The organism is Embleya sp. L77 (assembly GCF_055557415.1).
This window is the reverse complement of the sequence record NZ_CM145710.1, coordinates 220,803-245,098: the sequence shown is the minus strand read 5'-3', so window position 1 is coordinate 245,098 and position 24,296 is coordinate 220,803. Positions and strand designations below refer to the sequence as shown.

At 68.6% G+C, this 24,296-nt stretch carries 24 protein-coding genes; 11 read left to right on the top strand and 13 right to left on the bottom strand.

Annotation, left to right across the window (positions count from 1 at the left end):
* Window positions 1–231 precede the first annotated feature (231 nt).
* The gene (locus ACZOOI_RS31000) at window positions 232–660 is read right to left on the bottom strand and encodes a hypothetical protein (protein WP_465282877.1); all 429 of its coding nucleotides are present in this window, start codon (window positions 658–660) and stop codon (window positions 232–234) included.
* 847 nt (window positions 661–1,507) lie between these two features.
* Between ACZOOI_RS31000 and ACZOOI_RS30995 the strand changes: the two genes are divergently transcribed.
* A protein-coding gene (locus tag ACZOOI_RS30995) for an IS5 family transposase (RefSeq protein WP_465284186.1) occupies window positions 1,508–2,442 on the top strand; the annotation gives its coding sequence in 2 pieces (ribosomal slippage) (window positions 1,508–1,877 and window positions 1,877–2,442; 936 coding nt in all).
* 15 nt (window positions 2,443–2,457) lie between these two features.
* Here ACZOOI_RS30995 and ACZOOI_RS30990 read toward each other — a convergent pair.
* The 6 genes from ACZOOI_RS30990 to ACZOOI_RS30965 form a co-directional block, all read right to left on the bottom strand.
* A complete protein-coding gene (locus tag ACZOOI_RS30990; protein WP_465282876.1) occupies window positions 2,458–2,766 on the bottom strand; it encodes a hypothetical protein in 309 nt (102 codons plus the stop codon).
* Window positions 2,767–2,914: 148 nt separating this feature from the next.
* Window positions 2,915–3,574, bottom strand: a complete 660-nt coding sequence (locus tag ACZOOI_RS30985) for a hypothetical protein (protein ID WP_465282875.1) — start codon at window positions 3,572–3,574, stop codon at window positions 2,915–2,917.
* A 246-nt stretch (window positions 3,575–3,820) separates the two neighbouring features.
* On the bottom strand, window positions 3,821–4,771 hold the full coding sequence (locus ACZOOI_RS30980) for an aromatic ring-hydroxylating oxygenase subunit alpha (protein WP_465282874.1): 951 nt from the start codon (window positions 4,769–4,771) through the stop codon (window positions 3,821–3,823).
* A gap of 155 nt (window positions 4,772–4,926) precedes the next feature.
* The gene (locus ACZOOI_RS30975; protein WP_465282873.1) at window positions 4,927–6,195 is read right to left on the bottom strand and encodes an FAD-dependent monooxygenase; all 1,269 of its coding nucleotides are present in this window, start codon (window positions 6,193–6,195) and stop codon (window positions 4,927–4,929) included.
* The gene (gene ubiA / locus ACZOOI_RS30970) at window positions 6,132–6,974 is read right to left on the bottom strand and encodes a 4-hydroxybenzoate octaprenyltransferase (RefSeq protein WP_465282872.1); all 843 of its coding nucleotides are present in this window, start codon (window positions 6,972–6,974) and stop codon (window positions 6,132–6,134) included. Before ubiA ends, ACZOOI_RS30975 begins: the two co-directional genes overlap by 64 nt.
* A gap of 35 nt (window positions 6,975–7,009) precedes the next feature.
* Complete coding sequence (locus ACZOOI_RS30965) at window positions 7,010–7,852, bottom strand: hypothetical protein (RefSeq protein WP_465282871.1); 843 nt, start codon at window positions 7,850–7,852, stop codon at window positions 7,010–7,012.
* Window positions 7,853–8,417: 565 nt separating this feature from the next.
* On the opposite strand from ACZOOI_RS30965, the gene ACZOOI_RS30960 reads away from it, so the two are divergent.
* On the top strand, window positions 8,418–9,785 hold the full coding sequence (locus ACZOOI_RS30960; protein ID WP_465284185.1) for a cytochrome P450: 1,368 nt from the start codon (window positions 8,418–8,420) through the stop codon (window positions 9,783–9,785).
* 183 nt (window positions 9,786–9,968) lie between these two features.
* Here ACZOOI_RS30960 and ACZOOI_RS30955 read toward each other — a convergent pair whose 3' ends face one another.
* The 4 genes from ACZOOI_RS30955 to ACZOOI_RS30940 all read right to left on the bottom strand — a co-directional run bounded on the left by ACZOOI_RS30955 (window position 9,969) and on the right by ACZOOI_RS30940 (window position 14,999).
* A complete protein-coding gene (locus ACZOOI_RS30955; protein WP_465282870.1) occupies window positions 9,969–11,321 on the bottom strand; it encodes a cytochrome P450 in 1,353 nt (450 codons plus the stop codon).
* 1,215 nt (window positions 11,322–12,536) lie between these two features.
* A complete protein-coding gene (locus ACZOOI_RS30950; protein WP_465282869.1) occupies window positions 12,537–13,214 on the bottom strand; it encodes a recombinase family protein in 678 nt (225 codons plus the stop codon).
* A gap of 64 nt (window positions 13,215–13,278) precedes the next feature.
* On the bottom strand, window positions 13,279–13,650 hold the full coding sequence (locus ACZOOI_RS30945; protein ID WP_465282868.1) for an STAS domain-containing protein: 372 nt from the start codon (window positions 13,648–13,650) through the stop codon (window positions 13,279–13,281).
* Window positions 13,647–14,999 carry a PP2C family protein-serine/threonine phosphatase gene (locus ACZOOI_RS30940; protein WP_465282867.1) on the bottom strand — a complete coding sequence of 451 codons (1,353 nt, stop codon included), beginning with the start codon at window positions 14,997–14,999 and terminating at the stop codon, window positions 13,647–13,649. Before ACZOOI_RS30940 ends, ACZOOI_RS30945 begins: the two co-directional genes overlap by 4 nt.
* A 361-nt stretch (window positions 15,000–15,360) precedes the next feature.
* On the opposite strand from ACZOOI_RS30940, the gene ACZOOI_RS30935 reads away from it, so the two are divergent.
* The 7 genes from ACZOOI_RS30935 to ACZOOI_RS30905 all read left to right on the top strand — a co-directional run bounded on the left by ACZOOI_RS30935 (window position 15,361) and on the right by ACZOOI_RS30905 (window position 20,417).
* Window positions 15,361–15,738: a hypothetical protein gene (locus ACZOOI_RS30935; RefSeq protein ID WP_465282866.1), complete on the top strand. Its 378-nt coding sequence runs from the start codon at window positions 15,361–15,363 to the stop codon at window positions 15,736–15,738.
* Window positions 15,735–16,133 (top strand): hypothetical protein, encoded by a 399-nt coding sequence (locus ACZOOI_RS30930; protein ID WP_465282865.1) that lies wholly within the window; start codon window positions 15,735–15,737, stop codon window positions 16,131–16,133. Before ACZOOI_RS30935 ends, ACZOOI_RS30930 begins: the two co-directional genes overlap by 4 nt.
* Window positions 16,134–16,165: 32 nt before the next feature.
* Window positions 16,166–16,450 carry a hypothetical protein gene (locus ACZOOI_RS30925; RefSeq protein WP_465282864.1) on the top strand — a complete coding sequence of 95 codons (285 nt, stop codon included), beginning with the start codon at window positions 16,166–16,168 and terminating at the stop codon, window positions 16,448–16,450.
* Between the two features lie 116 nt (window positions 16,451–16,566).
* Complete coding sequence (locus ACZOOI_RS30920; RefSeq protein WP_465282863.1) at window positions 16,567–18,015, top strand: transposase family protein; 1,449 nt, start codon at window positions 16,567–16,569, stop codon at window positions 18,013–18,015.
* An 875-nt stretch (window positions 18,016–18,890) separates the two neighbouring features.
* On the top strand, window positions 18,891–19,088 hold the full coding sequence (locus ACZOOI_RS30915) for a hypothetical protein (RefSeq protein ID WP_465282862.1): 198 nt from the start codon (window positions 18,891–18,893) through the stop codon (window positions 19,086–19,088).
* Window positions 19,089–19,189: 101 nt separating this feature from the next.
* A complete protein-coding gene (locus ACZOOI_RS30910) occupies window positions 19,190–19,912 on the top strand; it encodes a DUF2637 domain-containing protein (protein WP_465282861.1) in 723 nt (240 codons plus the stop codon).
* 265 nt (window positions 19,913–20,177) lie between these two features.
* Window positions 20,178–20,417, top strand: a complete 240-nt coding sequence (locus tag ACZOOI_RS30905) for a hypothetical protein (RefSeq protein WP_465282860.1) — start codon at window positions 20,178–20,180, stop codon at window positions 20,415–20,417.
* A 114-nt stretch (window positions 20,418–20,531) separates the two neighbouring features.
* Here ACZOOI_RS30905 and ACZOOI_RS30900 read toward each other — a convergent pair whose 3' ends face one another.
* On the bottom strand, window positions 20,532–20,930 hold the full coding sequence (locus ACZOOI_RS30900) for a hypothetical protein (protein ID WP_465282859.1): 399 nt from the start codon (window positions 20,928–20,930) through the stop codon (window positions 20,532–20,534).
* A 646-nt stretch (window positions 20,931–21,576) separates the two neighbouring features.
* On the opposite strand from ACZOOI_RS30900, the gene mihF reads away from it, so the two are divergent.
* Window positions 21,577–21,930, top strand: coding sequence for an integration host factor, actinobacterial type (gene mihF / locus ACZOOI_RS30895; protein WP_465284184.1), 354 nt, complete (start codon window positions 21,577–21,579; stop codon window positions 21,928–21,930).
* 684 nt (window positions 21,931–22,614) lie between these two features.
* On the opposite strand, the gene ACZOOI_RS30890 is transcribed toward mihF, so the two are convergent.
* Window positions 22,615–23,151 (bottom strand): isoprenylcysteine carboxyl methyltransferase family protein, encoded by a 537-nt coding sequence (locus ACZOOI_RS30890; protein WP_465282858.1) that lies wholly within the window; start codon window positions 23,149–23,151, stop codon window positions 22,615–22,617.
* A 209-nt stretch (window positions 23,152–23,360) separates the two neighbouring features.
* Between ACZOOI_RS30890 and ACZOOI_RS30885 the strand changes: the two genes are divergently transcribed.
* A complete protein-coding gene (locus ACZOOI_RS30885; protein WP_465282857.1) occupies window positions 23,361–24,287 on the top strand; it encodes an acyl-ACP desaturase in 927 nt (308 codons plus the stop codon).
* Window positions 24,288–24,296 lie beyond the last annotated feature (9 nt).

Here is a 24,296-nt window from a genome sequence, read left to right as displayed (position 1 = left end):
GGTCGATCGCCCGCGCCCAGGTTTTGGGTCCGCTGGGGGCGGGTGTGGCGAGCATGTCCAGGACGCGGGCGTCGTGCGCGGCCAGGGCGTGGAGGGTGCCCACGAGGGAGTGGTAGCTGGAGACGATTTGCGGGCTCGGTGTCGGAGAGTGGCGTCCTGTGGCGCTGTCCGGGCCTCTCGTGGTGGCCGTGGAGGGCCGGTTCGATGCGCCTGCGGTGCTTCGAGTCGAGGTCAGATCGCGAACCACGCGGGCCCGCTGTAACGGGGTACGACTGCGTTCGCCTCGAATTTGCCGGTGATCTCGTTGCCGAGAGTGCGGTGCTCGGGGCCCAGGGTCACCTCGACACGGTTTTCCATGACGTCGACGTACGCACCGTAAGTGGCATCACCGTATGCCTCCCGGACGGCCTGTTCGATGGCGTTCAACCGGGCGAGGGTGAACCGACACGCGACGATCCGAAGGCGGTTCGGATCCCCGACGAGCGCCGCGACCTCCGGCTCCGTCGCGACGTGACGGCCCGTCAGGCCCAGGACGACCCTCGCGACCACGGCCGGGCTCTCCTCGGTCGGCACCTCGTGCCACACGCCCGCGTAGATGTCCGCATGATCCGTCCCCCAGGCCTCCAACGCGTCGTACGCGTCGTCCAGCATCTGCTCCATCGCGGCTTCGTCCCCGAGCGAACCGTCACGGCAACGACAGGATTCTCCATGCCGACGCATCACACTTCTCCCTCTCCGGTTCCACTCGACGGCGTCCGCATCCGAGGTTCGCCGATGCCCGACCGCAGGGCCGGCAACGCTTCGGTGGTCGTGCGGAGTCGGACCATACAAGAATGCCGTTTCCGAACCCGGTGGTCACGCGAAACCTCGCGGAACCGGGGCGGGTAGCGCAGCTGACCGATTCCCGTCGGCGGTCGGCGCCACGTCGCGGGGGGACCGCTGTCACGGTGACGGGCGCGGTGGGCCTGCCCCCTGTCGGGTACGTCGTCTCGAGAGGCTGTCGCGGTGGTACGTTCACCGCGGTCGGCCACGCACGTGACCGACGAGTGCTATGAGTCGGTGACCATCGACGCGATCCTGTCCATCGACGGTCCGGGAGCCCGGATCGAGGGCAACTTTTCAGGCTTCCGGCGAAGACCGGCGAACAGGCTCGCATGACGGCTGCGCCCCGGAGTTCCTGCTCGGTTTTCCTGCCGGGCGCGTCGAAGCTCGGGGTACGGGTTACCGCTTCGGGTGATCCGCTTCCCCGGGACGGCACGGCCCGGCAAGGAAGGGCCGTCCCGGGGAACCGAGACATCGACCTAGGCCGTGTCCGGTGGATCTTGGTGGATGAGGTCGCGTCGTCTGGTGCCGTGGCTCGGCGTGCCGGAGAAGCAGCCGCATAGTGGTTCTATTCGGCTGTTTCTCCGGTGCGGCGAGACGCGGTACCAGGCGGCGCGGCCCCGCCAAGATCCGCCGGACACGGCCTAGAGCGTGTCCTGCGGATCATCTGATCGTTGTACTAATCGTGGATGGTCGGGGTGATTTGACGGATGAGGAGTGGGAGTGGCTGCGGCCGCTCCTGCCCGAGGTGGGTCGTCGGGGTGGTCGGTGGCGTGATCACCGGCAGGTGATCGACGGTGTGCTGTTCCGGACTCGGACGGGGACGCAGTGGCGTGATCTGCCGGAGCGGTTCGGGCCGTGGAAGACGGTGCACGAGCGGCATCGCCGCTGGTCCGCGGACGGCACGTGGGAGCGATTGCTGAGCGCGATCCAGACGAGGGCCGATGCGGCGGGCGGCATCGACTGGGACGTCTCGGTCGACTCCTCGACGGTGCGCGCGCACCCCCATGCGGCGGGTGCGCGGGTCGCCCCGCCGCCGATCCCGGCCAAAAAGGGGGCCCGGAATCGGACCGGGCGGGACGCGTCGGTGTTGCGGGGCCTGGCCGACCGCCTGGCGGAGGTGGTGAGGCGGGCGAGCAACTGGGCCGGTCCCGAGGCGGGTTCACCACCAAGGTCCATCTGTGCGCCGACGGGAGATGCCGTCTGCTGTCCGTCGTCCTGACACCCGGCCAATGGGGCGACAGTCCGCAGTTCGAGGCCGTGTTGGAAGGTGTCCGGGTACCGCGGGTCGGGCCGGGCAGGCCCCGTACCCGACCCGACAGCGTCAGCGCCGACAAGGCCCACAGTTCCCGGGACATCCGCCGCCACCTGCGGCGACGCAGGATTCGGCACACCATCCCCGAACCCGACGACCAGATCGCCAACCGTCGCAGGCGCGGCTCCGCCGGAGGACGACCCACCGGATTCGACGAGGAACGCTACAGGAAACGCAACGTCGTCGAGCGCGCCATCGGCCGCCTGAAACAGTTCCGCGGCGTGGCGACCCGCTATGACAAACGCGGCTACGTCTTCCATGGCACCGTCATCTTCGCGGCCCTGATCATCTGGCTCCGCACATGATCCGCAGGACAGGGCCTAGCGGCGCTCCGTGGCGAGACCGGTGTTCAGCAGGCGCACGCCGGGGTCGGCCAGGAGTTGGATGTAGTCCTTGTCGGTGGTCATGATGTCGACCGCGCTGCCGTCGGTGCGGGCGACGGTGGCCAGGGTGGCGATGACGTCGTCCGCCTCGCGGTCGTCCTGTTCGATCCACCGGACGCCGCTGTTGTCGAGGGCGTTCTTGATCAGGGAGAGGGATTCGATCAGGCCGGGCTCGGGGGCGGACCTACGGCGTTCGGGGCCGAAGTGGAGTTTCCTATTTTCAGGTTCGACTCCTCGTTGATTCAACTCTTGAGTCCCCTCCGGCCCGCGGAGACACCGGCGGGAGGGGACTGTTGCCTTTGCCGTCGACCAGTTGGCGCGAGCGGTGATGGCCGACGCACGTTCGGGGCTCGGTGCGCGTCAACTTTTCCGGCGGAAGCGGCAGGAGCGGCTGTCAGGTGATGGAGAGGGTGACCGTGCCGGCGGCGTTCTGCAGGCCCGGAGGGGCCAGGCATCGCGTCACGTCGGGCTGGACGTAGGCGAGGACGACGACGACGGACCTGCCATCGAATGCACCGCTGGTGACCGTGCCGCGGCCCGTGATGACGAGCTGCCCGAGCACGGTCGTGACGGTGAAGTTCAGGTTGAACGTGCTGGTCTCACCGGTGTTCCAGGTGATCACGTAGTCCGGGACGTTGCCGGCCAGGAACGGGTCGAGGCAGGACGTGGTATGGGTGTTCGGCCCGTCCTGGGCGGTGCCGGTGGTGATGTCCGGGCGGCTGATGGAGAGGCAGTTCGTGTAGTTCTGCACCACGGAGTTCGAGACCGGCGCCGGGGACAGCAGAAGTCCGGGGGTGAAGGTGACCGTGGAACTTCCGGCAGGGCAGGTGATGTCTGTGCCCGGTGCCGCCGCCGCTGCCTTGTCAGGGGTGACGCAGAACGAGATCACTGCCAGGCAGACCGCCACGAGTAGCAGCCTGAGCCTGGCGGACGTCGGAGGTGCGGAGGAAGAGGATAAGGTCGTTCGGATCGATATGGCGCCGTGGCTCATGCGGATCCCGCCCTTCGTCAGAACCGATGACCCGCACACCGTAAACGCCGGCAGCTCACCCATATCGCCTGGTTTACCAGATCCTGACTAAATCTTCACAGTTTACCGGCAACCGGATGCGTCGTTCGTTAAGTATGACTAGCTCATTATCAGTTTTCCTGCCATCCCAAGGATCATCTGCCGGGCGAGGTGCCACCCGGTGTCGACCTGGCGGATCAGCCAGTTCCCCTTGGTGGTAGCCGGTTGAACCCGCCGCGTCGCGATGATGCCCCAGTTCCATCGGGCCTTATCGTGACGAAAATGGCCTGATCACGAGTAGAAGGAACCGGCCCATCGGCGGAATGGCATGATGGGCCCATCCTCCGGATTGAGTTTCGGGTGCGGCAGATACGCCTTGTGCGCCCAAATCCGGTAGTCCATTTTGAGCTGCCGGTGCATGAATGCGAAAATCGGATACACGACGACAGGGGACAGTACGGGTAGTTTCACGGAGACCGTGAACCGGACGTCCAGGCGGGCATCATCGATTGGTGTCGCCAGCGTCCACACTCTGACAGCGAGACGAAGCTGCGGCTGAGTGATGAGAACGCGTAGGATCCCTAACCCGTCGAGCTCGAAATCATTGCCGAAGACGACGTGCCCAAAGCCGGGCAGAGTGTGGCGGGTGTCGACGCGGAAGGTACAGCGATGGCCGTCGAATACGAGGTTTTGGATATTTCCGTGGTTGCTAAATCCGTGGACGGTGGCCAGGTGCCCCGAATCGACGACGTTCTCCATACCGTCCTGCAAGAGTGCCGTGATGGTTTCTCTGCCCGTCACGTAATGGGAATACCCATCTCGGGAAACGGCAGCAGGTGGACTCCAGGCCGCGGAGGCTCCTCTTCCATGGTGCCAGGCCAGGACGAGACGGTTGGCCTCGGCAGTTGTCACAGTGTCGAGACGGGCACGCGGTGGAGTGCCATAGGGAGATGCGACACAGGATCCGTCGAGACCGAAGGAGAAACCATGGAAGGGGCAGACAATGTTCTCCCCCGCCACCCTTCCGCCGTATCCGAGGTGTGCTCCCAGATGGGGGCAGTGTGGTCGGGAGGCGCCAATCTTCCCGCTCCTTGTGCGCCACAGCACGAGGTCCTCGCCCATGAATTTCCGACGCAGTACGCCTCCGGGCTTGAGATCAGTACTGCAGGCCACCGCAAACCAGCCGTTCGGGTAGCCGAGCTCCTTCGGTATGGTCACAAGGACTCCAGTTTTTCGCGCCATTCCTGGCACATCGGGACCTCCGAAACGAGCGCTCCCGACTGATCGCGCATCGCAGGGCAGCGTCCGTACGTTCCAGGGCCGGGGGAATCCGCCGGCGACTGAGTCCGGGCGGTCGAATATCATGACCACTGTGCTCGCCAGTCGGGCACGCGGCGCTATTCACAGGTGCTCCGCCAACCGAGGTTGGCGGCCTGAGCATCCGGTCCTTCTTCCGCGTCGTGGCGGAAAAGCCACAGGAACTGGTTGGCCTCAACGGCAAGGTGCGCATCGCGCTGCTCCTGGGCGATGCCGTCGCCCTGGTGGAGGACGGCGGCCTGGCTTCGTGCTGCGCGCTGCACGGAATCGGTCCGTGGCCGACGGCGTGTCTCATAGCGGCGGAGAGCTGCGGGGACGGTGACGGTATTCGCGGTGCTCAGACACCGGGCGAGAACGGCTGCGTCTTCAATGGCCTGGTTGGCTCCTTGGGCAAGGGTGGGGAGCATGGGATGGGCCGCGTCGCCGAGAAGAGTAAGGCGGTCCAGACCGGTCCAGAAGGTGGGGTCTCGGTCGTGCAGTGGCCGGCAGTCGATGTCAGGGGCGGAGGCGAGGAGCGTGCGCACGTCCTCGTGCCAGCCTTCATAGGCGTGGGCGAGGTTTTCGGCGTCGGCCGAAGCGGGCCATGATTCAAGGGATCCGCCGTTGCAGGGAATCGTGGCGGAAAAGCTGATCCACGTTCCGCGGCGCACCGGGTAGGAGACGCAGTGCCGGCCGGGACCGAGCCAGGTGTTGATCTCCTGCCAGTCACACGAGCCGCTGGGCAGTGCATGGGCCGGTACGAGGCCTCGGCAGATTACGGATCCAGCGGGACGCAATGCGTCGCGAACGATGAGCGGGCGAGCCACTGAGTGGACACCGTCGGCGGCGACAAGCACATCGGCTCGGGCGTGGCGGCCGTCGTCGAATCCGATGCCCATGGTGTCGGCTGCGACATCGATCGCCTCACACCGTGCTGCCATCTGAAGGGTGCCAGGCAGGAGCAGGGCGATGAGCAGTTCGTGAAGATCTGCCCGGTGCAGTGTGTAGTACGGGGCACCGAACATGTTTCGGCACACCTCACGGATGGGGGTCCTGGCGAGCAGGGTGCCGTCCTGCCAGCGCCGCCGGTTCAGCGCGGCCGGTTCGGATGCGGTCTGCCGCAGTTGGTCGCCGGCACCCCATCGTGCCAGCAGGCGCGTCGCGTTGGGAGACAGTTGGATTCCCGCGCCGACTGGTCGGAAGGCGGCGGCTTGTTCATAGACACGGCACCGCGTGCCGGAGGCGGCAAGCGCGAGAGCGAGGGACAGGCCTCCGATCCCGCCTCCCAGCACGGCGATCCTCGGTTTCACGAGATGGCCTTGGCGACGGTGATAGCGGCGAAAACGAGCCCGCCGAATTGCCAGTTGCATGTGAAGACGGCGCCGCAGTCCGCTGGACGGTCGACCCTGACCCTGGTGACCTGCCATACCAGGTGAAGGAGCGCTGGCAATAGGAGCGCCAGGTACCAGAGGGTGAGATTCGCGAGCAGCCCCGCGGTGCCGAGCGTCAGCAGGGCGAGCGTGTAGAACAGGCTGATCCAGAGCCGTACACGGGATCCGAAGAGCACAGCGGTCGATTTGATCCCTGCTCGCTCGTCGTCGTCGCGGTCCTGGATCGCGTACACCGTGTCGTAGCCCAGGGTCCAGAAGATGCCGCCGAGGTACAGGGCGATGGCGGGTGCGGTGATGTCGTCCTCGGCCGCCAGCCAGGCCGCCGGCGCGAACCAGTTGATGAAAAGCGCCAACCACATCTGGGGCCAGTATGTGATGCGCTTCAGCCACGGGTACACGATCACGAGGGGAATGGCTGCCGAGGTGAACAGCATGGTGCTGACGTCGACAAGTGCCAGGAGCAACAGGAAGCCCAGAATCTGGAGCGCGGCGAAGACGGCTGCGCCTGACGGGGTCACCGCACCGGCTGCGAGGGGGCGGTTTGCCGTACGGGCCACCTGGGAGTCGAGTGAACGGTCGATCATGTCGTTGACGGTGCAGCCGGCCCCCCGGATGAGTACGGCGCCGACCGCGAAGACCGCCAGAAGGGTCGGGTCGGGTACGTCCGGCGCCGCGAGCGCAAGGGCCCACCAGCCGGGAAGCAGGCACAGCCCGATTCCGATGGGGGCGTGCAGCCTGGCGAGTTTGACGTAGGGCATGCAGGACAGTGCACTGCGGCGGACAAAGAACGCAGTCATGAGGCCCGGCCTGAGCGCAGCGCGGCCAGCGCAGACAGTTGAAACCGCTCTTGTATTGCGGCGAGCGTCACACCTTCACGTATTAAGTGGAGGTTGACGATCGTTGACTTTGCGGCTTTCACCTGGGTACGGGGGCCGAGGCGTGCGGCGCCGCCCACGAGGACGCGCTGGATTCCGTAGGCGTGCAGCACACGCCCGAGGCCTTGATCGGTGGCCTGCAGCGCGTGTTGTTCGTGGGGGGCGAGTCTGTCCAGGGCGACGAGCGATGTCGCACAGACCAGGGGATGTTCTTCCGCGCACAGGTGAACGGTGCGCAGTTGGACCATGCCGTTCGCTCCGATGCACGGAGTGTCCGGCGGTCCGTGCTGTTCGAGCAACCGTCCGTAGGGGCCCTCGGCCCGATGCACGACCTCCACGGTGATCTCACGGCCGCACCACTTGCGCAGAGCGTCGACAAGGAGCTGTCCCGGCCCGATCGTGTCGGTGAAGAGCTGTCGCCAGTCGGACTCCCCGCAGTGATGCGCAGCGGGGACCTGGATGGTGGGGGCCAGGTGACTCGCACAGTTGTCGGGGATGGCGCCGAATGCGGCCGGAGCTCGTTGAAGAAGCGGTTCTCGCGGGTCCCGGTCTGCTCCAAGGGCTCCACGTATGGGACGTTGTGCCTCTGCCCGCGGATTACGGCGGAGGCCCTCAGGGGGCGAGCAGGCAATGGGCTCACTCGCGGAATCGATGCTCTCCACCACTGCGCAGCCGCGCTGCGGCAGCCGCCGCAGGGGCGGCGCGTTGCCTGCCACCGGCCACTCCCCGTAAGCGGTGGGGACGTCGAACGTGCTGCTCATAGGCTGCTCCTGCAAATATGAGGCAGTGGAGAAACCGGCCCTGCCCCGGCCGTGGACGGCAGTCGGGTCACGTAAAGGACATTCGTACCAGGGGGCAGGGCGAATCCGCCCCGGGGCAGTGGGCGTGAGCCCCGTTGTGAAGAGGCACTTATTCCGCGGGAAAGTGCGCGGGCGTGCCGGCCGTACCGCTTTCTCCGCGGCGGCGCATCAAGGCCTTCTACACGCCCCCGCCTCCGTGTGTCCACAGGGCCGGCTGAGGGCAGACGTCCCCATGACAGTGGGGGAGACGCTCTCTTCCCAAGAATCCTGGGCATGCGTTCGACGTTCGTCGGCTTCCGTCAAGCCGATTCTCCGGAGAACACCCGCTCTGTCGAGGTCGCCGGCCACCGCGACAGGGATCGACCCTGCGTCCCGTTTCGCGCTCCGCCACAAAGGGAGACAAGATGAATATCTCATTCCCCACCGCCAAGCCGTGGGTGGCGCGGGACATCGGGGACTGGGCGGTCGGTGTTCCGGAGGCGGGCTCTCGGGCGACTCCGCTCGACCCACGGAAAACGGCGGAGCCGTGACAGCAGATGCCTCGGCCGACGCGGCCGCGCCGACACCGATACCCACCGCACCGCGAGCCTTGCCGCTTCTCGGTCACCTCGTCCCGCTGTTGCGTGACCCGCTGGTCTTCCTCAACTCTCTCTCCGGGAAGGGCGATCTGGTACGCGTCCGTATCGGTCCCATGCCGGTGGTCGTCGTGTGCGACGCGGACCTGACCCAGCGGGTACTGCGGGACGACCGCACCTTCGACAAGGGCGGACCGCTCGTCGACCGGGCCCGCGAAGTGGTGGGCAACAGCCTCGTCAACTGCCCGCACAGCGACCACCGAAGGATGCGCCGACTGGTCCAGCCGTACTTTCACTCCGAAAAGATCCGTGATTACGCGCCTGCCATGACCGCCCACATCCGCGAAGTGACCGATTCCTGGTGCAACGGTCAGGTCCTCGACGTGCTCACCGAGATGGGCAAGTTCGTCACCCGGACTCTGATCGGAACTTTGTTCGGCGACACGCTACCGGCGTCGGAACGGCAGCGGATGCACGAGGACGTCAGTACCTGCATCGCACACGTCCACTGGCGCATGCTCTGGCCCGAGTGGCTGTCCTGGTTGCCGGTCCCCGCCAACAAACGCTATGAGCAGGCGCGCGCCCGGCTTCACCGAGCCTGCACCACGGCTTTCGCCACACACCACGCCGGTGATGGCGGTCTGCTGTCCGTGCTACGTCCCGCAGACAAGGCGGACGGCGGCGAAGGAACCGATGGGTCCCTGTCCCGCGCCGAATGCGTGGACAACGCCGTAATGTTCTTCATCACCGGGATCGACACCACCGCCGACACTCTGGCCTGGTCCCTGCTGCTGCTCGCACGCCACCCTGAGGTTGCCGCGAGTGTGCGAGCCGAGGTCGACACGGTAGTCGGCGACCGCCCGGCCACCCACGGCGACCTCCCCCGCCTCGAGCTGACACAGCGTGTACTCACCGAAACCCTGCGGCTGTATCCGGGCGTCTGGCTCGTCACCCGCACCGTCGCCCACGACACCCTCCTGGGACGCCATCGCCTGCCGGCCGGCACACCGATCCTCTGCAGCCCTTACGTGATCCACCACCGGCCGGACATATACCCGGACCCGGAATGCTTCGATCCCGACCGCTGGAAGCCTCCACACACCGCAGCCATCCGCAACGGAATGATCCCCTTCGGCGGCGGCGCCCGTAAATGCCTGGGCGACACCTACGCCTTCACGGAATCCGTCCTGGCCCTGGCCACGATCACCAAGCGGTGGCGCCTGGAACTGCTCCCCGGCGCACGCCCCTTCAACCCGACAGTGAGGGGAGCCACCCTGCCCCCGCGCAACCTCCGACTGCGCGCCGTGGCACGGCCCTGAGACCGGTGCGGCGGCCCCGGGGGATGTGGGAGTCAGGCACACCTCGTCGCATCCGTGAGATGCCGCCACAGCGCCCGGGGATGCTCCCGAGCCGAGTACTTCCCGGATGTCTTCCCGGACGGAGACGACGCGACCGTGCGGCTACCGCGGACCCGGCCCCGACTACGGTGGCGCCGTCTCAGCTCAGTCTCCGGGCGAAGGACGTCGGGCGGCGATGTGAAGACGGAGCCTGCTCGGGGTCAACGTGAGACCGAGCGAGGGACGTACCGGGCGGTCGTCGGCCCGCGTGAAGTGCCAGCGGCCGAGAAGGGCGGCCAAAAACAGCGTGGTCTCGATCAAGGCGAATTGGTCGCCGATGCATTTTCGGGCGCCACCGCCGAAGGGGATGTAGGCGGTGCGCTCGGGGCTGGTGTCACGCCAGCGGTCGGGGTGGAAGCCGTGCGGGTCCTCGTAGAGGTCAGGTCGGTGATGGATGAGGTAGGGGCTGTACCCGACGGAGGTCCCGCACGGCAGGCTCATACCGCCGAGCTGAGTATCACGTGTGACGGTGCGGGTGGACAGCCATGTCGGGGGGTAGAGCCGAAGGGTCTCAGTGATCACACGATTGATCAGTTCGAGTTTTGGCACGTGGTGGTGAGCCGGAGGTGCTCCCCGTAGAACGTCGTCGATCTCCTCGTGCGCCTGCCGTTGGATCTCGGAGTGCCCGGCCAGCAGGTACAGCGCCCAGCAGATGGTGGAGGTCGTGTTCTCGGCCCCCGCGATGAGAAACGTGACGACCTGGTCGCACGCCTCGTCGTCGGTGAGCCTCTGGCCTGCCGCGCCGTCTTCGGTATGGGTAACGCTCAGCAGTGAGGACAGCAGGTCACCGCAGTCGGTCGAGCTGACCCGACGCTGGGCGATGATGTCCCCAACCGACTGCCTCATGCGGCTGCGGGCCTGGAGGTAGCGGCGATTGCCAGGAGTGGGGAATGCGGCCAGCACTGGCGGCAGCACAGCACGGACGTACATGGCCCTGAGCAGAGTGGCCAAATCCCTGGGGAAGAGGTTCTCATAGACATCAGGAACCCCTGTGGAGAACAGAGTGCGAACTGCTGCTTGCGAGACATGTCTCATGACATCGCCGTGTACGTCCACGACCTGATCGTCGCGCCAGTGCCTGGCGGCTGCTTCAGCCACGACGGCTAGCACCGGGCCATAGGACTGGTACCGGTCGGGATGGAAAGAAGGTTGGCACAATCGCCGCAGACGGCGGTGTTTGCTGTGAGGACACGAAGCCACACCGTCTCCACCGACTTCTCGGGTGCGGTCCGAGATCTGACCGCCTTTGTCGAAGGTGCGGTCATCACGCAGGAGTTGCCAGGTCAACTCTGGGGAGCAGGCCAGCAGCATCGACTGGAGTCCGAGGCGAATGCGCACCAGATCACCCTGCGCGGGCAAATCCGCGAGGAATCCGAGGGCGTCGCGAAAGAGCGCGGGCGCGTGGCCGATCAACGGCAGAGCGCCACGGGCGGTGGGGACGACGGCCGAGTTGCTCATGGCATGCTCCTGGAAAATGCGGAGGGCACGTGAACGGCGGCTTCGACGCCCGCACATGGCGGACGGCTTCCACGGAAGCGTCGCGGCGTACGACGTCTCATCAATGACGTTACCGGATTCCCTCACACGGTCGATGCGGTTCTCGCAGAGTGGCCCCCGTCTCAAGAAGACGAATAGAGTACGGAGGAACGGAATTTGTGAGGCAGGAGCCCAGATCCGCGCCGTCCCGCTCCGGCCGTCCCTTTATACGATCTCCTGCCCAGGACCTGAACCGTCCGAAGCCGTTCCCGGCAAGGTCGACAGCTTCGGCTTCCCGACACAGGTGCCGGCCGAAGACCAGGAGCGCTGGGTGGATCGCCTTCGCTCATCGCGACGGCGGAAGCGACCCGGGACGCAGCCACCGGCCGTACCCGGGAACGAGCCCAAGCGGCCGTCTCTCGTTCCTACGTGCTTGCCACCGAACTCGCCGTCAAGCAACACTCCGAAGCCGCCTGGGCCACCGCCGACCGCGCGCTCATCGCTGCACGGGCCGGCGGCGACCCGCGGCCCCTCAGCGACGCCGCGCGGGTCCTGACCATCACTATGCGCCGCGCGGGCCGCAGCTCCGCCGCAGTCGACTTCGTCGCCCGGACCGCGACCTCACTGACCGCGGAAACGGGCGACCCGCAGGCCGACACCCTTGCCGCCCGTGTCTGCCTCCGGCGCCGCCAGGTTCCGCGGTGGGCGCCATGTCAACGTCGGGGCCGGCCTTCGAGCGGCGTCAAAGGGCTCGGGATGCTCACGGACGTCGGTGCCCGGGAACGAGTTGCCGACATGGCGGAAGGAGTGCCGTTGGCCTCGCCACCGCCGACATCAATCGGAGACGTTGGGGGATCTCGGTCAAGTCGTTGAAGGGGAGGGGGCCTTGGGCGAGACAGCATTCGGGAGCCTTCACCCTGATACCGTCATCGACAAGTGGCAACACGCGGGAACCGTCCGCAGAATCCCCGAGTTCCTTCATTCTCGGCCCGCCCCAACTCCAGGCGATCGCCGACCACCTCGTCCGCATTGGCCGCTACGACCGGATCGACGGCCGCAGCCCGCCACGCCGCCGATCGGGGACCGACCGGGGAACCCGTCGAACACGACGCAGGCCACGCCTCGGAAGAATGAGAAGAAGCGAGCGGGGACGGCGCGTGGTGCGGACGATTCAGTGGCCGCGCCTGGAATCGACGCTCACCGGCCGCTCCCGTCGAGCTGGGCGGGGACGCGGGAGGTCCGCAGTTCCTTGAGGTCGGGGATGTGGTTGTAGAGCGTGCCCACGGAGACGCCGAGCAGGGCCGCGATGCTCTCGATGCTGTTCTCCGGGTTGGGCAGCATGTCGCGGGCGGCGCGCAGCAGGTTGTCGTTGACGACGGTGGGCCGGCCGCCGACGCGGCCGCGGGCCCGCGCGGCGGCCAGGCCCTCGTTGGTGCCTTGCACGATCAGCTCCCGGATGAACTCCGCGAGGGCGGCGAAGACGTGGAGGATCAGGCGGCCGCCCGGCGTCATGGTGTCGAGCTTCTCGTGCAGGGAGGTGAAGCCGATCTGCCGCTTGCGCAGCTCGGCGACCATGTTCACCAGGTCCTGGAGGCTGCGGCCGTACCGGTCCAGGGAGGGGACGACGAGGGTGTCCCCGCTCTGGAGGAAGGCGTGGCACGCCTTCAGCTCGGGGCGCAGGTCGTTCTTGCCGGTCTTCTTCTCAGGGAAGATGCGCCGGCAGCCCGCGAGGGTGAGGGCGTCGATCTGCCGGTCGAGCTTCTGCCCGCCGGTGGAGACCCGGGCGTAGCCGATGCGGATCTCGGTCGGGTGGAGGGGGAACGTGCCCAGGGGGTCGTTGTCCCCTGTGATGAGGGCACTGGCGAGGCTGTCCACGTGTCGATCGTGCCCTGTCTTGACGCTGCGGTGGCCGCCTTTGCCCGGCGGCCACCGCAGGGGGTTAGGCGGTGGCCGTGTCTGGGCTGCGGGTGTGCGCGACGAGGGCGTGGGCGGCGGTGGGGTGGGCGGGCAGCAGGGCGTTGAGGCCGGTGAGGTCCAGCAGTCGCTCAAGGCGGTCGGGGACGGCGGCGAGGACCAGGGTGCCGCCCACCGTCTTGGCGCAGCGGAAGATACCGACCAGGGCGTTGAAGCCGGAGGAGTCGCAGAAGGTGACTCCTCCGAGGTCCAGGATCAGGTGGCGATGGCCTTGTTCGATCAGAGCCAGTGCCTGCGTGCGCAGGTGGGGGGCGGTGTCGATGTCGAGTTCCCCGGCGACGTGGGCCACGGCGAGGTCGCCGTCGGTGTGCTGTGCGGTGAGGCGGTAGTCGGTCACGGTCGTCTCTCCGGCGTCTCGCCGGCGGGGGCGATGGTGTGGGCGGTGGCGGTGGCGGTGAGGCCGTCCGCGGCGTCGGCGAGGGGGACGGACAGGGCCAGCAGGGCGACGTCGTCACCAGCGCCATGGGGCATGGCGTCGAGGAGGTCGACGGTGTCGCCTATGACCGCCGCCGCACTGACGGGCCCGGTGCGAGCGGAGAGGAAACGGGTCAGGCCCTGTTCTCCGATCATTTCTCCGCCCAGGGTGCGGGCCTCTGTGAGCCCGTCGGTGTAGAGGAGCAGTCCTTCGCCAGGCGCGAGGTGGAGGGTGCGGGAGGCGAAGCGTGCCTCGGCGAGGGCGCCGATGAGCATGCCGCCCTGGGGGCGCACCTCTTCCACCGTCCCCTGCCCGCGCAGGTGGTAGGTCGGGGGGTGCCCGCCGGTGGCCAGTGTGACGGTGAACCCGTCCTTCTCGTGGGGTTCCAGGATGCCGAAGACGGCGGTGCAGAACCGGGTACCGACGGCCGGGTCGAGGAGCAGCGCCATGTTCAGGGAGGTGAGGACCTTGTCGGGGTCCGGGTCGATCAGGGCCGCGGCGCGCAGGGTGTAGCGGGTCAGGGAGGTGACGGCGGCGGCTTCGGGGCCCTTGCCGCACACGTCTCCGAGGAAGAACGCCCACCTCGTGCCGTCGAGGGGGAAGACGTCGTAGAAGTCACCGCCGACATCCTGCGGGGAGGCGGTGGCGTAGTGGCAGGCCAGCTCCAGCCCCGGTACCACCGGCAGGGCCGGTGGCAGCAGGGTGCGCTGGAGGGTGGAGGCGAACGACTGGATGGCGGCCATGTCGCGCTCCGCGCGCTCGCGGGCCTCCTCCTGCTCCCGGCGCCGCTCCTGCTCGGTGCGCAGGACGTTCAAGGCCGCCAGGCGCATTTCCAGCTCGTCGAGCACGATCGAGGCCAGGTCCGCGAGGGTGGCGGTGTCGTCCTCGGTGATCAGGCGGGGCTTGGTGTCGAGGATGTTGACGGTGCCCAGCCGGTGCCCGTCGCCGGTGATGATCGGCGCGGCGGCGTAGAAACGGACGCCCATCGGTCCGGTGACCAGGCCGTTGGCGAAGGCGACGGGGTCGGTGAGTGTGTCCGGGATCACCAGTGTTTCGTCGGCGAGGATCGCCGAGCCGCACAGGCCCGGCTCCCGGCCGATCTCGCTGACGCCTTCCAGACCGTGCGCGGCTTTGAACCAGATCCGGTCCTCGTCCACGATCGTCACGCTCGCCACCGGCACCTTGAACAGCCGGGCCGCCATCGCCGCCACCCGGTCGAACGCGCCGTCCGGCGGGGTGTCGAGGATGTCGTAGCGGCGCACGGCGTCCATCCGAGCCGCTTCTTCTACCGCACTGAGCGTTCGCCGGCCTGACGTTTCCGCCGGGCCGGTCGCGGGTCGCGCTTGCGGCATCGTTTGCCTTTCCTTGCCGCGTCGGCCTTGGTGGCCAACGACTGTCACAGCCTAGACCGGCCTCCCGGCGTCAAGTAGCCAACGTTTTCTGAGGATCGGCCGGCGATCACCGAAAGAGGCTTCCGGGCCTTCAACAACTCCTTCAAAAACCCCGGCCCCTCAGATTCCCCGCACCACTCTTTGATGAGGGAATCCGGGCCCCTCCGGCCGTGTCTGGATCATGTCGGGCCCGCGTAAGCCGGTTCGGTCAGGGTCCACCCGGACGTGTGGATGCGGGCGCATGTTCGGGGACGGTGGCGCCGACGCGACTGACATTTCAGTTCATGGGGAGGGTGACGGCGGAGAAGCGCCGGGCGGCCGTCGAACGGCTGTCCCGGCTGCGGGAGGACGAGGCGCTGACCGCCGCGCACGTCCGCACGGTCGCACCGCCGCCAGCGGACGCCTCGCCCTCATCCGGCTCCGCGCGATCCAGGCGTCCCTGCTCACCCGCGGCATCCTGCTGCGCCGGCAGTCCAGCGCACTCGGGCCGGCCGCCCCGGACAGCCTGACCACCTGGCTCACCCTCGGCATCTGCCGGGCCCTGCGGGCCACCGTCTCCACCCACGCGGCCGCTGCCACCGTGCTCTCCCTCCACCTGACCGCCGCCCCCGACCGATGACCACCCGCTTCCACCCGCCCCCGCGCTACAAGCCCTCGGGCTGGGGTCAGGAACTTCGCCGCCGCCTACACAACGCGGGGCTCTCCGCGTGGGAACTCGCCGACCTCCTCGGCGTCCACGAGAACGCCATCACCATAGACGCCCTGCCCAACCAGCCACTGCACGTCGTCCTCGAACCGGCCCGGCGCCTGGACCTGCACCCCGCCGGCCTCACCCCGTACGCCGAGGCCGTCTACCGCCTGCCCCGCTACCGTGACGCCGAGCACCCGCCCAGGACCCCGGCGCCGACGCGGTCGCGGCCGCCGTCCTCAACGCACTCGCCCACGCCTGGGCCCACCCCGAGCTCGGCGCCCCGTACGCCCTGCGCCGCGCGGCACCCCACCACTTCACCCTGAGCCCGCGCAACGACGTCCTCACCGACCAGCAGATGGACTGGTTCCACCCCGCCGACTACGGGCGGTCCTGGCGCACCCCCCACCGGCCCCCGGATCGCGACCTCCTCACCGACCTCGACGCCGCGGTGCTCTTCCACGCGCACCATGTCGGAAGCGTCTCCCCGCACGACCGGGACTCATCGGAATGGGCCACCGCCATCGCGGGGCTCATCGACTCCGGCCTCCTCGTGCACACCCACGGCAACACTGCCGTCCTCTCCGACGACGTCCAGTACGGCCTACGCCTCATCGACTCCGACGAAACCACTATCTACTGACACACCTCATGTCGGAACCACTGACATCACCTGTCGGAACCCACTGTCATCCCGAGGCTCCGGCACTGATCTTGTGATTCGGTCACCGAACGTCATGAGAACTGCCACGCTGCTCAGTGCGTGGACTTCAAGGCATTGATGCGCTGTTGCCTCATTTACGCGCGGTGCCGGCCGAACGCGTGGAACGAGTGGGCGGTGAGATTCGCCTGACGGCGAGATCCCGGACCGCCGGCGGCAGTTGCCCGACATGCGGAGGTGGTTCGTCACGCGTGCACGGACGGTACGAGCGTACGGTTCGCGACAACGCGATCGGTGGGCTTCCGGTCGTCATACGCCTTCGGATCCGCAGGTTTCGTTGCCTCGACGCGGTCTGTTCGGTGGTGACGTTCGCGGAACGGATACCGGGTCTCACCTCGCCACACGCGAGATACACCCCGCAGCGGACCCGGACGATGACCGCGATCGGAATGGAGCTCGCGGGACGCGCCGGTGCCAGGCTCGCCCTGGCAACGGGTGTCCCGGCGAACCGGATGACGCTGCTGCGACTGGTCCGCGCCGTGCGTGACCCGGGACTGATCGCGGCACCGACGGTACTGGGTGTGGACGACTTCGCCCTGCTCAAGGGCCACGTCTACGCGACCGTGCTGGTCGACCTGGACGGGCATCGCGCGATCGACATCCTGCCCGGACGGAGCCTTCGACGCACCCGGCCGCCGCCGGTGCCCGATCTCCCGCGCGTGCAAGGTCCGCGTCCGCGTGGTGGCGCCGGGGCCCTTGGGCTCCCCCGCCGCGTGGAACTCGGCCGGGGGTCTCGAACGCCTCGATACCCGTGTCCGGTGGGGCTGGTTGGCGTTGGGCCGGGCGGTGCGTGGTGGCGGTTGGTGAAGGGGCGCGTGCCGGGTCTTTCTTCCCCGAGGACCCGGCCCGCGCCCGAGGATTTCATACCCGGGCGTCGAGGGATTCATGGGTCGCCCGTTCCGGTGAACTCGGACGGGCCGCGTTCTCGCCGAACGGGTGGGGCGATCGGTGGACGTCACGGCGGCGGCCCGAGTTCCGTGAGTTCGGGTGGGCCGCTCGACCCGGTGGCTGTTGTTCGGGGGCGTCCGGAGCGTGGGCCGGGTACCGGGGTGGATCCGCCGGCGCCGGGTGGGCGGGGGCGCGGCCCGGGCCCGCTGCCGGCCTGGACGACGGTGGTTTCCCAGGGCAGTTCGCGTCCGGCCGCGATCCACTCGTTCGACAGGGCGTGGAACACCGGTGTGTCCTGCCGGTCTTCGGGGCACGGGGGACCGGGTCGTGCGTGGAGGCCGCTCACGGGCGGTCCAACGAGTGTGGTGCGTGGTGGGTTCGGCGCCGTCTTGCTCGGATCGCGCGAAGGCGGGACGTGGGGCGTCGCAGGCGGTCGGCGATCGCGTCGGCGATGGCGTCCGCGAACGTCCATCCCCGATCCGGGGGCGGCTGTGGGTTGTTCCACGATCGTGCCTGGGCGACCAGGGCCCACAGCGTCGGTGTCGACGTCGCCCTTCGGGGGGTCGTTGTGCCTTATCCCGGTGCCGTTGCCCGCGTAGTCGCGTCGTACGGCCTACGAACGATCACGGAAATGTCGCGTCAGGGTAACGGGGCGAACATTTTCGATCATGGATCGTCATTCTTCCGTCCTTGGCCTTGAGGTCTCGGCCCATGGCCGTGTCTTTGGCGCGAACGGCGGGGGTTCGTGCCGCCGGGCCCCGCGCGGCGTGATCGAGTCGGTCTTGCGCGAGTGGAACTCCCGCGCGCCGGTGCCTCTTTCGGGTGAGGGTCGGCGTGTCGTCGAGTGGTTGGTGACCCGGCCGGCTAGGTCCGCTTCGTCGGGTCCTCACAGTCACTCGCGATGTGCTGTGCGGGCTGTGCCCGGCGTCGTTAGGGGCCTCGGTCGCATCTTCCGACCGAGGCCCCGTACGTGTTCGCGGGTGGCTCACGCGCCGGGAATCCCGGGGGCGGTGTGTCGGCCCGGGTCGCCGGAGCGTGCCGATGGTGTCGAGGATCCGGCGTTCGCGGGCCCGCGCGGTGTCGGTCCGGGGTGACGAGGTGTGCACTCGAATATATGCAGGGCAGAGGATGGGCCGTTCACGAATATGTGCCGGGCCGGAGGATGGGGCCGTGGTTGGCGGGTGTCCCGAATCTTTGCCGACCCGTGAGTTGTTCATGGTGCGGGTAAAGGGCGCCTCGGGTGAACGGTGCCACTTCCTTGTGCGGGCGCGGAATTCGCGTTCCGGCGGCGCGGGTTCCGTCGTGCCGGTGTTCGGAAATGTGCGATGTGTGGTCGGAAAGGATGCGCATTCGGGTCGTCGTTCACCGGTTCGGACCAGCTTCATCGGGGTGGGCGTGTCGTTACCCGGGCGTGACTCCCCGAGCTTCCGTTTCCGCCGCGGCTTCTCCCGCTCTTGCCCAACGTGCCTTTCCCATGGGGGATTGGGTGCTCACCCCTCGCGCGGTGACGTTCCGCAAACGGTCTCCGCACGCGTTCATCGAGCGTGCGGGACATCGCGTCGCGCTTCGTCATTGGTCCGCCGACATGGAGCAGTTCGCCCTGGCGATGGTGTTGATCGCCGCGGAGTACTCGCGCCGACTCGACGACGTCCTGGACGATCCCCGTTCGTGAGTTCCGGGACCGACCGCCCGCCGACCGTCGAAAATGTGTAATCGGCATAGAAATTTGTATCGGTGCCCCGCAGCACCCGATCCCTTGAACGAATCAGGTCCATGTACGAAGGTTATGGATACGACCCGTATCCCCCGTCCGGCATGCAATTCCCCCCGAACGCGGCGTCGTTCCCCCCGGTGGTGGAGTGGCCGCCGCCGGCCGCGGTCGCGCCGCCGGATGGGCTGTCCTCCTCGTTCGCGGTGGTGGGGGACCCGCAGTTCGAGGCCGGCCTCGCCCGGCTGCTGGCCGGCCCGGCCGAGGACGTTCCCCCCACCGTCGAACTCCCGGCCCCGGTCCGGGGGCCGGGTGGTCATCGCCGGCGACCGCCGCAGGCGGTCCGCCCGGTCACGGGCGGGCGGCGGCTGGACCGGCTCAGCCGCACGTTGGTGGTGGTCAGCGTCGTGGTGGTCGCCGCGATCGGCGTGCTCGCCGCGGTGATCACCCTCGCGCCGCTGCGGCACACCGCCAGCGCGACCTCGGGCCCGGCCCGGTGGTGGCCCGTCCTGGTCCAGGGGCCGTGGATCGTGGCCTCGCTGTCGATCCTGCGCTCCAGCCTGCACCGCCGTCGGGCACTGCATTCGTGGATCGTGGTCACTGCCTTCGCCGGCCTGTCCATGGCGCTCTCCCTCACCCACGCCCCGATGACCGTCCAGGGCGTCGTCGTCGCCGTCCTGCCCGCGGTGGCGACCACGGTCTGCCTGCACCAGCTCGTACGCCAGATCACCCTCACCCGACCACCCCGACGATCCATTCCCGGCCCACGCCGCGAACCCCCGCCCTGAACCACGCCCGTCCGCGCGCCGCAAGGCACCACGTCCGAACGCCGGTATGCGGGGCGGCCGTTGCCGCGGGCCGTCGGCCATGCCTTGCGCACGTGGGCGCATCGTGTCCCGGCCGGGGACGGGCGACGACGGCCGGTCGTCCCCGTCCGGGCTCGCCCTCGGGCTGCGTTGCGCCGTTCGGGTGGTGGGGAAACGACCGCCGCGCGGGTTGCCGAAATCCGTGGTCGTCTGTGAGGCGGCCTCTTCGGTCGTGGAAGGAGGACTCGTGTCCGATGCACTCGGTTCGGATGTCGCCGCCTCGCCGGCGGCGGGGGACTCGCGGTTGACCGTGACCGTGTACCGGGTCGGTCCGCACGGCACCCGGCTGCTGCGCGCCTCCCGTGTCCACTGCGGGACTTCGCCGCCGTTCGTCGTCTTCCCCGGGGAACCGCCCTGTCGGTGTTCGACCGCATGTCGATACCCGGCAGACGAGTGCCCGGACGACCTCGGCCCGGCCGGCGACTGACCCGGCCTTCGCCGGACGAGGGGGAATCGACCCCGTACGGGCCGCTCGTCCGTGTGAGCCCTGCGCGGCCTGCGTCGCCCGGACGAGAGGGCCGGCAACGCCCTGCCGACCCCGCTACGTCGGCCCGATCACCAGGAGCTCCAGGAGTCGGCGCGGCGCGCGCAGGGAGCGGTCGCCGTGGTCGACGAGTGCGAGCAGGCGGGGGAGGGGTTCGACGATGCGGATCAGGCGTCCGGAGCGCACATGGCTGCCGGCGTCGCGCAGGGCCCGGTCCACGACGCTTCGCGTCCAGGCCGCCGCGAGCAGGTTCCGTGCCCGGTGGAGTTCGTCGCGGTGGGGGAGCCACCGGCCGGCTCGGTGGTCCCTGCCGAGTGTGGTGACGTCACGTTCGAGGAACGCCCAGGTCCAGTCGTCGGCGACGAGTTCGCCGCTCTCGCGGCCGGGCCGAGTGTTGCGGCAGCGCGCGCACAGCCGTACCCGCCGGGGTGACCCGAGGGTGGGTCTCAGGATCACGGGCGGTCCGTCGTCGGCCGGGGCCTGGTCGTCGCACAAATGGCAGAGGGCGAGGGCGAGGGCGACGGTCGGGCGTGGGCGGGGCGAGGATGTGGTCACGCGGGTTCAACGACGTTGTCGGCTCCGGGTCGCGTGTCGGGGCCTGCCGTTGCGGTGCCGGGGAGGGAAAACCCGGCGGACGTGTGTGCGCCTTTGCCATCGGGCGTGCACTTTCCGCGCACCCTTCACACATCTTCGGTGCACCTTCGCCGCGAGGCCGTATTTCAGGGGGTGGTCGGGCCCCGGACGGGCCTGCGTTCGCCGCCTGGCGTGGGATGGCGTGGACCTCGCGCTCCCGGCCGGTGCTGTGGTGTGGCGAGTGTGTGGATCCCGCGAAGGGCGCCGGCCCGCACTTGTGCCCATCCGGATCGCGGCGTGGGCGGTTCATCGGACGAGCGACGAACACGCGCGCTGGGGCGGACGCGCCGGCCGTTCGAAGCCGGCGGGCCGGTTGCCGGTGTCTGACGCCCCTACCCGGGGGGCGGGTTGTGCGGTCGACCGCCATGTCCGGGCGACCACGCGTCCTCGAGGGCGTCGGCCGCCCGAGTGCTGAGGACATCGTCATCATCCGTAAGGCGCTGGTCGATGCCCCGAACGTGCGGCCATGATGATCCCGTTTCGGACACAACGCGAGGAGATTTCGATGACCGCGCCTCCACCGCTCAGTCCCGAGCAGCGCCAAGCCGCGCTCGACAAGGCCGCTGCCGTCCGCAGGGAGCGGGCCGAGGTGCGAGAGGGTCTCAAACGCGGCACGCTGTCGTTGCGCGAGGTGTTGGCCATCGACTCCCCGGCCGTCGGCAGGATGCCGGTGCGATCCCTTCTCGAGGCTCTTCCCTACGTCGGGAAGGTACGTGCCGACAGACTCCTCGCCGAACTGGGAATCTCCGAGAGCCGCCGGATCCGCGGCCTCGGTGTTCAACAGCGCGATCGTCTCCGGCAACGTTTCACTCCGCAGGGTTGACCGGCGGCCGCCTTCCCACCGCGACCGTGCCGAACCGCACACATCGGGACTTGCTCCCGTCCGACCGCGCGGCGCCGGCCACGTTGCTCCGGATTCGAGCCGACTCCAGGCGACGACGAGTGGCATTCCGTCCGTTCATCCGGAATCTCGAACGTACCGTGCGTGGACGGTGGGCGTCGGTGGCGGGAGCCGTGGCTACTGTGTGCGGGTCCGAGTCCACGGGGGATTCATGCGTCGATACCGGAAGCCCGCAGTGGTCCACTTCCGGCTCCGCCGGAAAGGGAATTACACCGGGCCCTCATTCCCGAAGGGTCGCGGCGTGGGCTCCCGGTCGGATCATCAGGGCCGTCAACGGGCGGGTTCGGGTGGGCTGGACGACTTCGAGCCAGGCCTTTCTACGGGGGCGGGTGCGGGATGGCCGGAGTGGCCGTGCCACTTCCAGCCGATCCACCAGCGTGCCGGCGCCTGGCGAGGCGTCGCGGGGTGGGCAGGCGCCGGCCGGGGCGACGTCGTCGAGGTCTGTTCCGAGGGCGAGCAGGTGGGCCGGGCCCGCACTCGTCGATCGGACGCGACGCTGCCGCCTCGGCGGCGAGAGTCGCGCGGCCGATCGCGATGTTGCCGTCACCCGGTTCGCCTGGGCCGGCGAGTCGGGCGGTCGTTGCCGGCTACTCGCTTGGCTACCGGTTACGCGGCGAGGCGGAGTGCGGCGTTCTCCGTCCGGAGCCGAACGGTGAGCACTGCTGCGTTGGCGGCCGTGAAGAGCACAGCGGTCACCCAGGCGCCGAATACGAGTGGGAGCGCGACGCCCTCGACGGCGACGATGAGGTAGTTGGGGTGACGGAGCCGGCGGTACGGGCCCCGGCGGATCAGGGGGAGGCCCGGGACGACGATGACGCGGGTGTTCCAGTGGGGGCCGAGGGAGTGCACGCACCACCAGCGGCCGGCGTGGACGAGCGCTTGCAGGCACAGCGCCGGCCCGCCTACGGCCGGGACGAAGTGCCGGTGGCCGAGGGTTGCTTCGGCCAGGATGCCGATGAACAGCCCGACGTGTGCGGCGACCATGAACGGGAAGTGCCGCTGCCCGAACTCCAGCCCGCCGACGGACTTCGCCCATCGCGCGTGTCTCCGGGACAGCCACAGTTCGGTGAGACGCTCGCAGACGACGGCGCAAAGCAGCAGTAGCAGCCCCCCGGGGAAGGCGAAGGAACCCGCGTGGATCACCTGCTGTCCTTTCTCACGGGATCGGCACAGCCGTAGCCGCTCGGCACGGACCCGTCCCGGCCGTGCGGGAGACAACGATCACCGCTTCGGCCGGGTTGCGGGCCTCCTCCCGTCCGCAGCCCCCCGAACGAGTGAGAGATCGTTTCCCTAGTGCTTTCCGTGCGTTCGCCTGATGACGGGTTGTTGTGCCGACACGGGGGGTGGGTAGTGTGTCCGACGCTGCGGCGGAAGCTGTGCTGCGGGAGCTGGAGCCGTCGGTCGGACGGCTGCTGGAGCGGCACTTGGCCACCGCACGGGACTGGCTGCCGCACCAGTTCGTGCCCTGGAGCCAGGCACGGGACTTCGACGGGCCGCTGGACGGCGAGGCCTGGGAGCCGGAGCAGTCGGCGTTGCCGCGGGCCGTGCAGGACGCGCTGGTCATCAACCTTCTCACCGAGGACAACCTGCCCAGCTACCACTTCGAGATCGCGACCCGGTTGGGGCGGGACGGTGCCTGGGGGACGTGGGTCCACCGGTGGACGGCTGAGGAGGATCGTCACTCGGCCGTGCTGCGGGCCTTCGTCCACGCCCGTCGGGCGGTGGATCCTGTCGCCCTCGAACGCCTTCGGTTGAGCCATGTGGCGACCGGATGGTCGGTTCGGTGGGTCACTCCGCTGCACTGTCTCGCGTATGTGACCATCCAGGAGTTGGCGACCAGGCAGGCGCACCGCAATACCGGCGTGCTGTGCGCGGACGTGGTGGGCGAGTCGTTGATGGCCAGGATCGCGGCCGACGAGAACCTGCACATGCTGTTCTACCGGGGGTTGTACGCAGACGCGTTGCAAGCGTTTCCCGACGATGCGATGGCGGCCCTGGCGGATGTGCTGTGCGGCTTCGAGATGCCCGGGACGGGGATCGCCGGGTTCCGGGCGCGAGCCGCGCGCGTGGCGGCGGCGGGCATCTTCAACCTGGACATCCATCACGAACACGTGGTCCTGCCACTGCTGCGAGCGCTCGGAGTATGGACGATCTCCGGCCTCGGCCCGGCTGGACAGCGGGCGCAGCAACGGATCGGCCTGCATGTGGAGCGGCTGAAGCTGCAGGCGGCCCGCGCGCGCGACCTCTATGCCCGAATGAACGCCGACTCGACGCGTTGATGAAACGGA

What these genes read in the sequence shown, in the direction of transcription:
- ubiA (WP_465282872.1), bottom strand. Translation starts at nt 6,974, where the DNA reads ATGCCCTACGTCAAACTCGCCAGGCTGCACGCCCCCATCGGAATCGGG.
- ACZOOI_RS30985 (WP_465282875.1), bottom strand. Translation starts at nt 3,574, where the DNA reads ATGGGTGAGCTGCCGGCGTTTACGGTGTGCGGGTCATCGGTTCTGACG.
- ACZOOI_RS30930 (WP_465282865.1), top strand. Translation starts at nt 15,735, where the DNA reads ATGACCACCCGCTTCCACCCGCCCCCGCGCTACAAGCCCTCGGGCTGG.
- ACZOOI_RS30915 (WP_465282862.1), top strand. Translation starts at nt 18,891, where the DNA reads ATGGGGGATTGGGTGCTCACCCCTCGCGCGGTGACGTTCCGCAAACGG.
- ACZOOI_RS30925 (WP_465282864.1), top strand. Translation starts at nt 16,166, where the DNA reads ATGGACTGGTTCCACCCCGCCGACTACGGGCGGTCCTGGCGCACCCCC.
- ACZOOI_RS30975 (WP_465282873.1), bottom strand. Translation starts at nt 6,195, where the DNA reads ATGCAACTGGCAATTCGGCGGGCTCGTTTTCGCCGCTATCACCGTCGC.
- ACZOOI_RS30910 (WP_465282861.1), top strand. Translation starts at nt 19,190, where the DNA reads ATGTACGAAGGTTATGGATACGACCCGTATCCCCCGTCCGGCATGCAA.
- ACZOOI_RS30980 (WP_465282874.1), bottom strand. Translation starts at nt 4,771, where the DNA reads ATGGCGCGAAAAACTGGAGTCCTTGTGACCATACCGAAGGAGCTCGGC.
- ACZOOI_RS31000 (WP_465282877.1), bottom strand. Translation starts at nt 660, where the DNA reads ATGGAGCAGATGCTGGACGACGCGTACGACGCGTTGGAGGCCTGGGGG.
- ACZOOI_RS30935 (WP_465282866.1), top strand. Translation starts at nt 15,361, where the DNA reads ATGTTCGGGGACGGTGGCGCCGACGCGACTGACATTTCAGTTCATGGG.
- mihF (WP_465284184.1), top strand. Translation starts at nt 21,577, where the DNA reads ATGATCCCGTTTCGGACACAACGCGAGGAGATTTCGATGACCGCGCCT.
- ACZOOI_RS30955 (WP_465282870.1), bottom strand. Translation starts at nt 11,321, where the DNA reads ATGAGCAACTCGGCCGTCGTCCCCACCGCCCGTGGCGCTCTGCCGTTG.
- ACZOOI_RS30940 (WP_465282867.1), bottom strand. Translation starts at nt 14,999, where the DNA reads ATGGACGCCGTGCGCCGCTACGACATCCTCGACACCCCGCCGGACGGC.
- ACZOOI_RS30965 (WP_465282871.1), bottom strand. Translation starts at nt 7,852, where the DNA reads ATGAGCAGCACGTTCGACGTCCCCACCGCTTACGGGGAGTGGCCGGTG.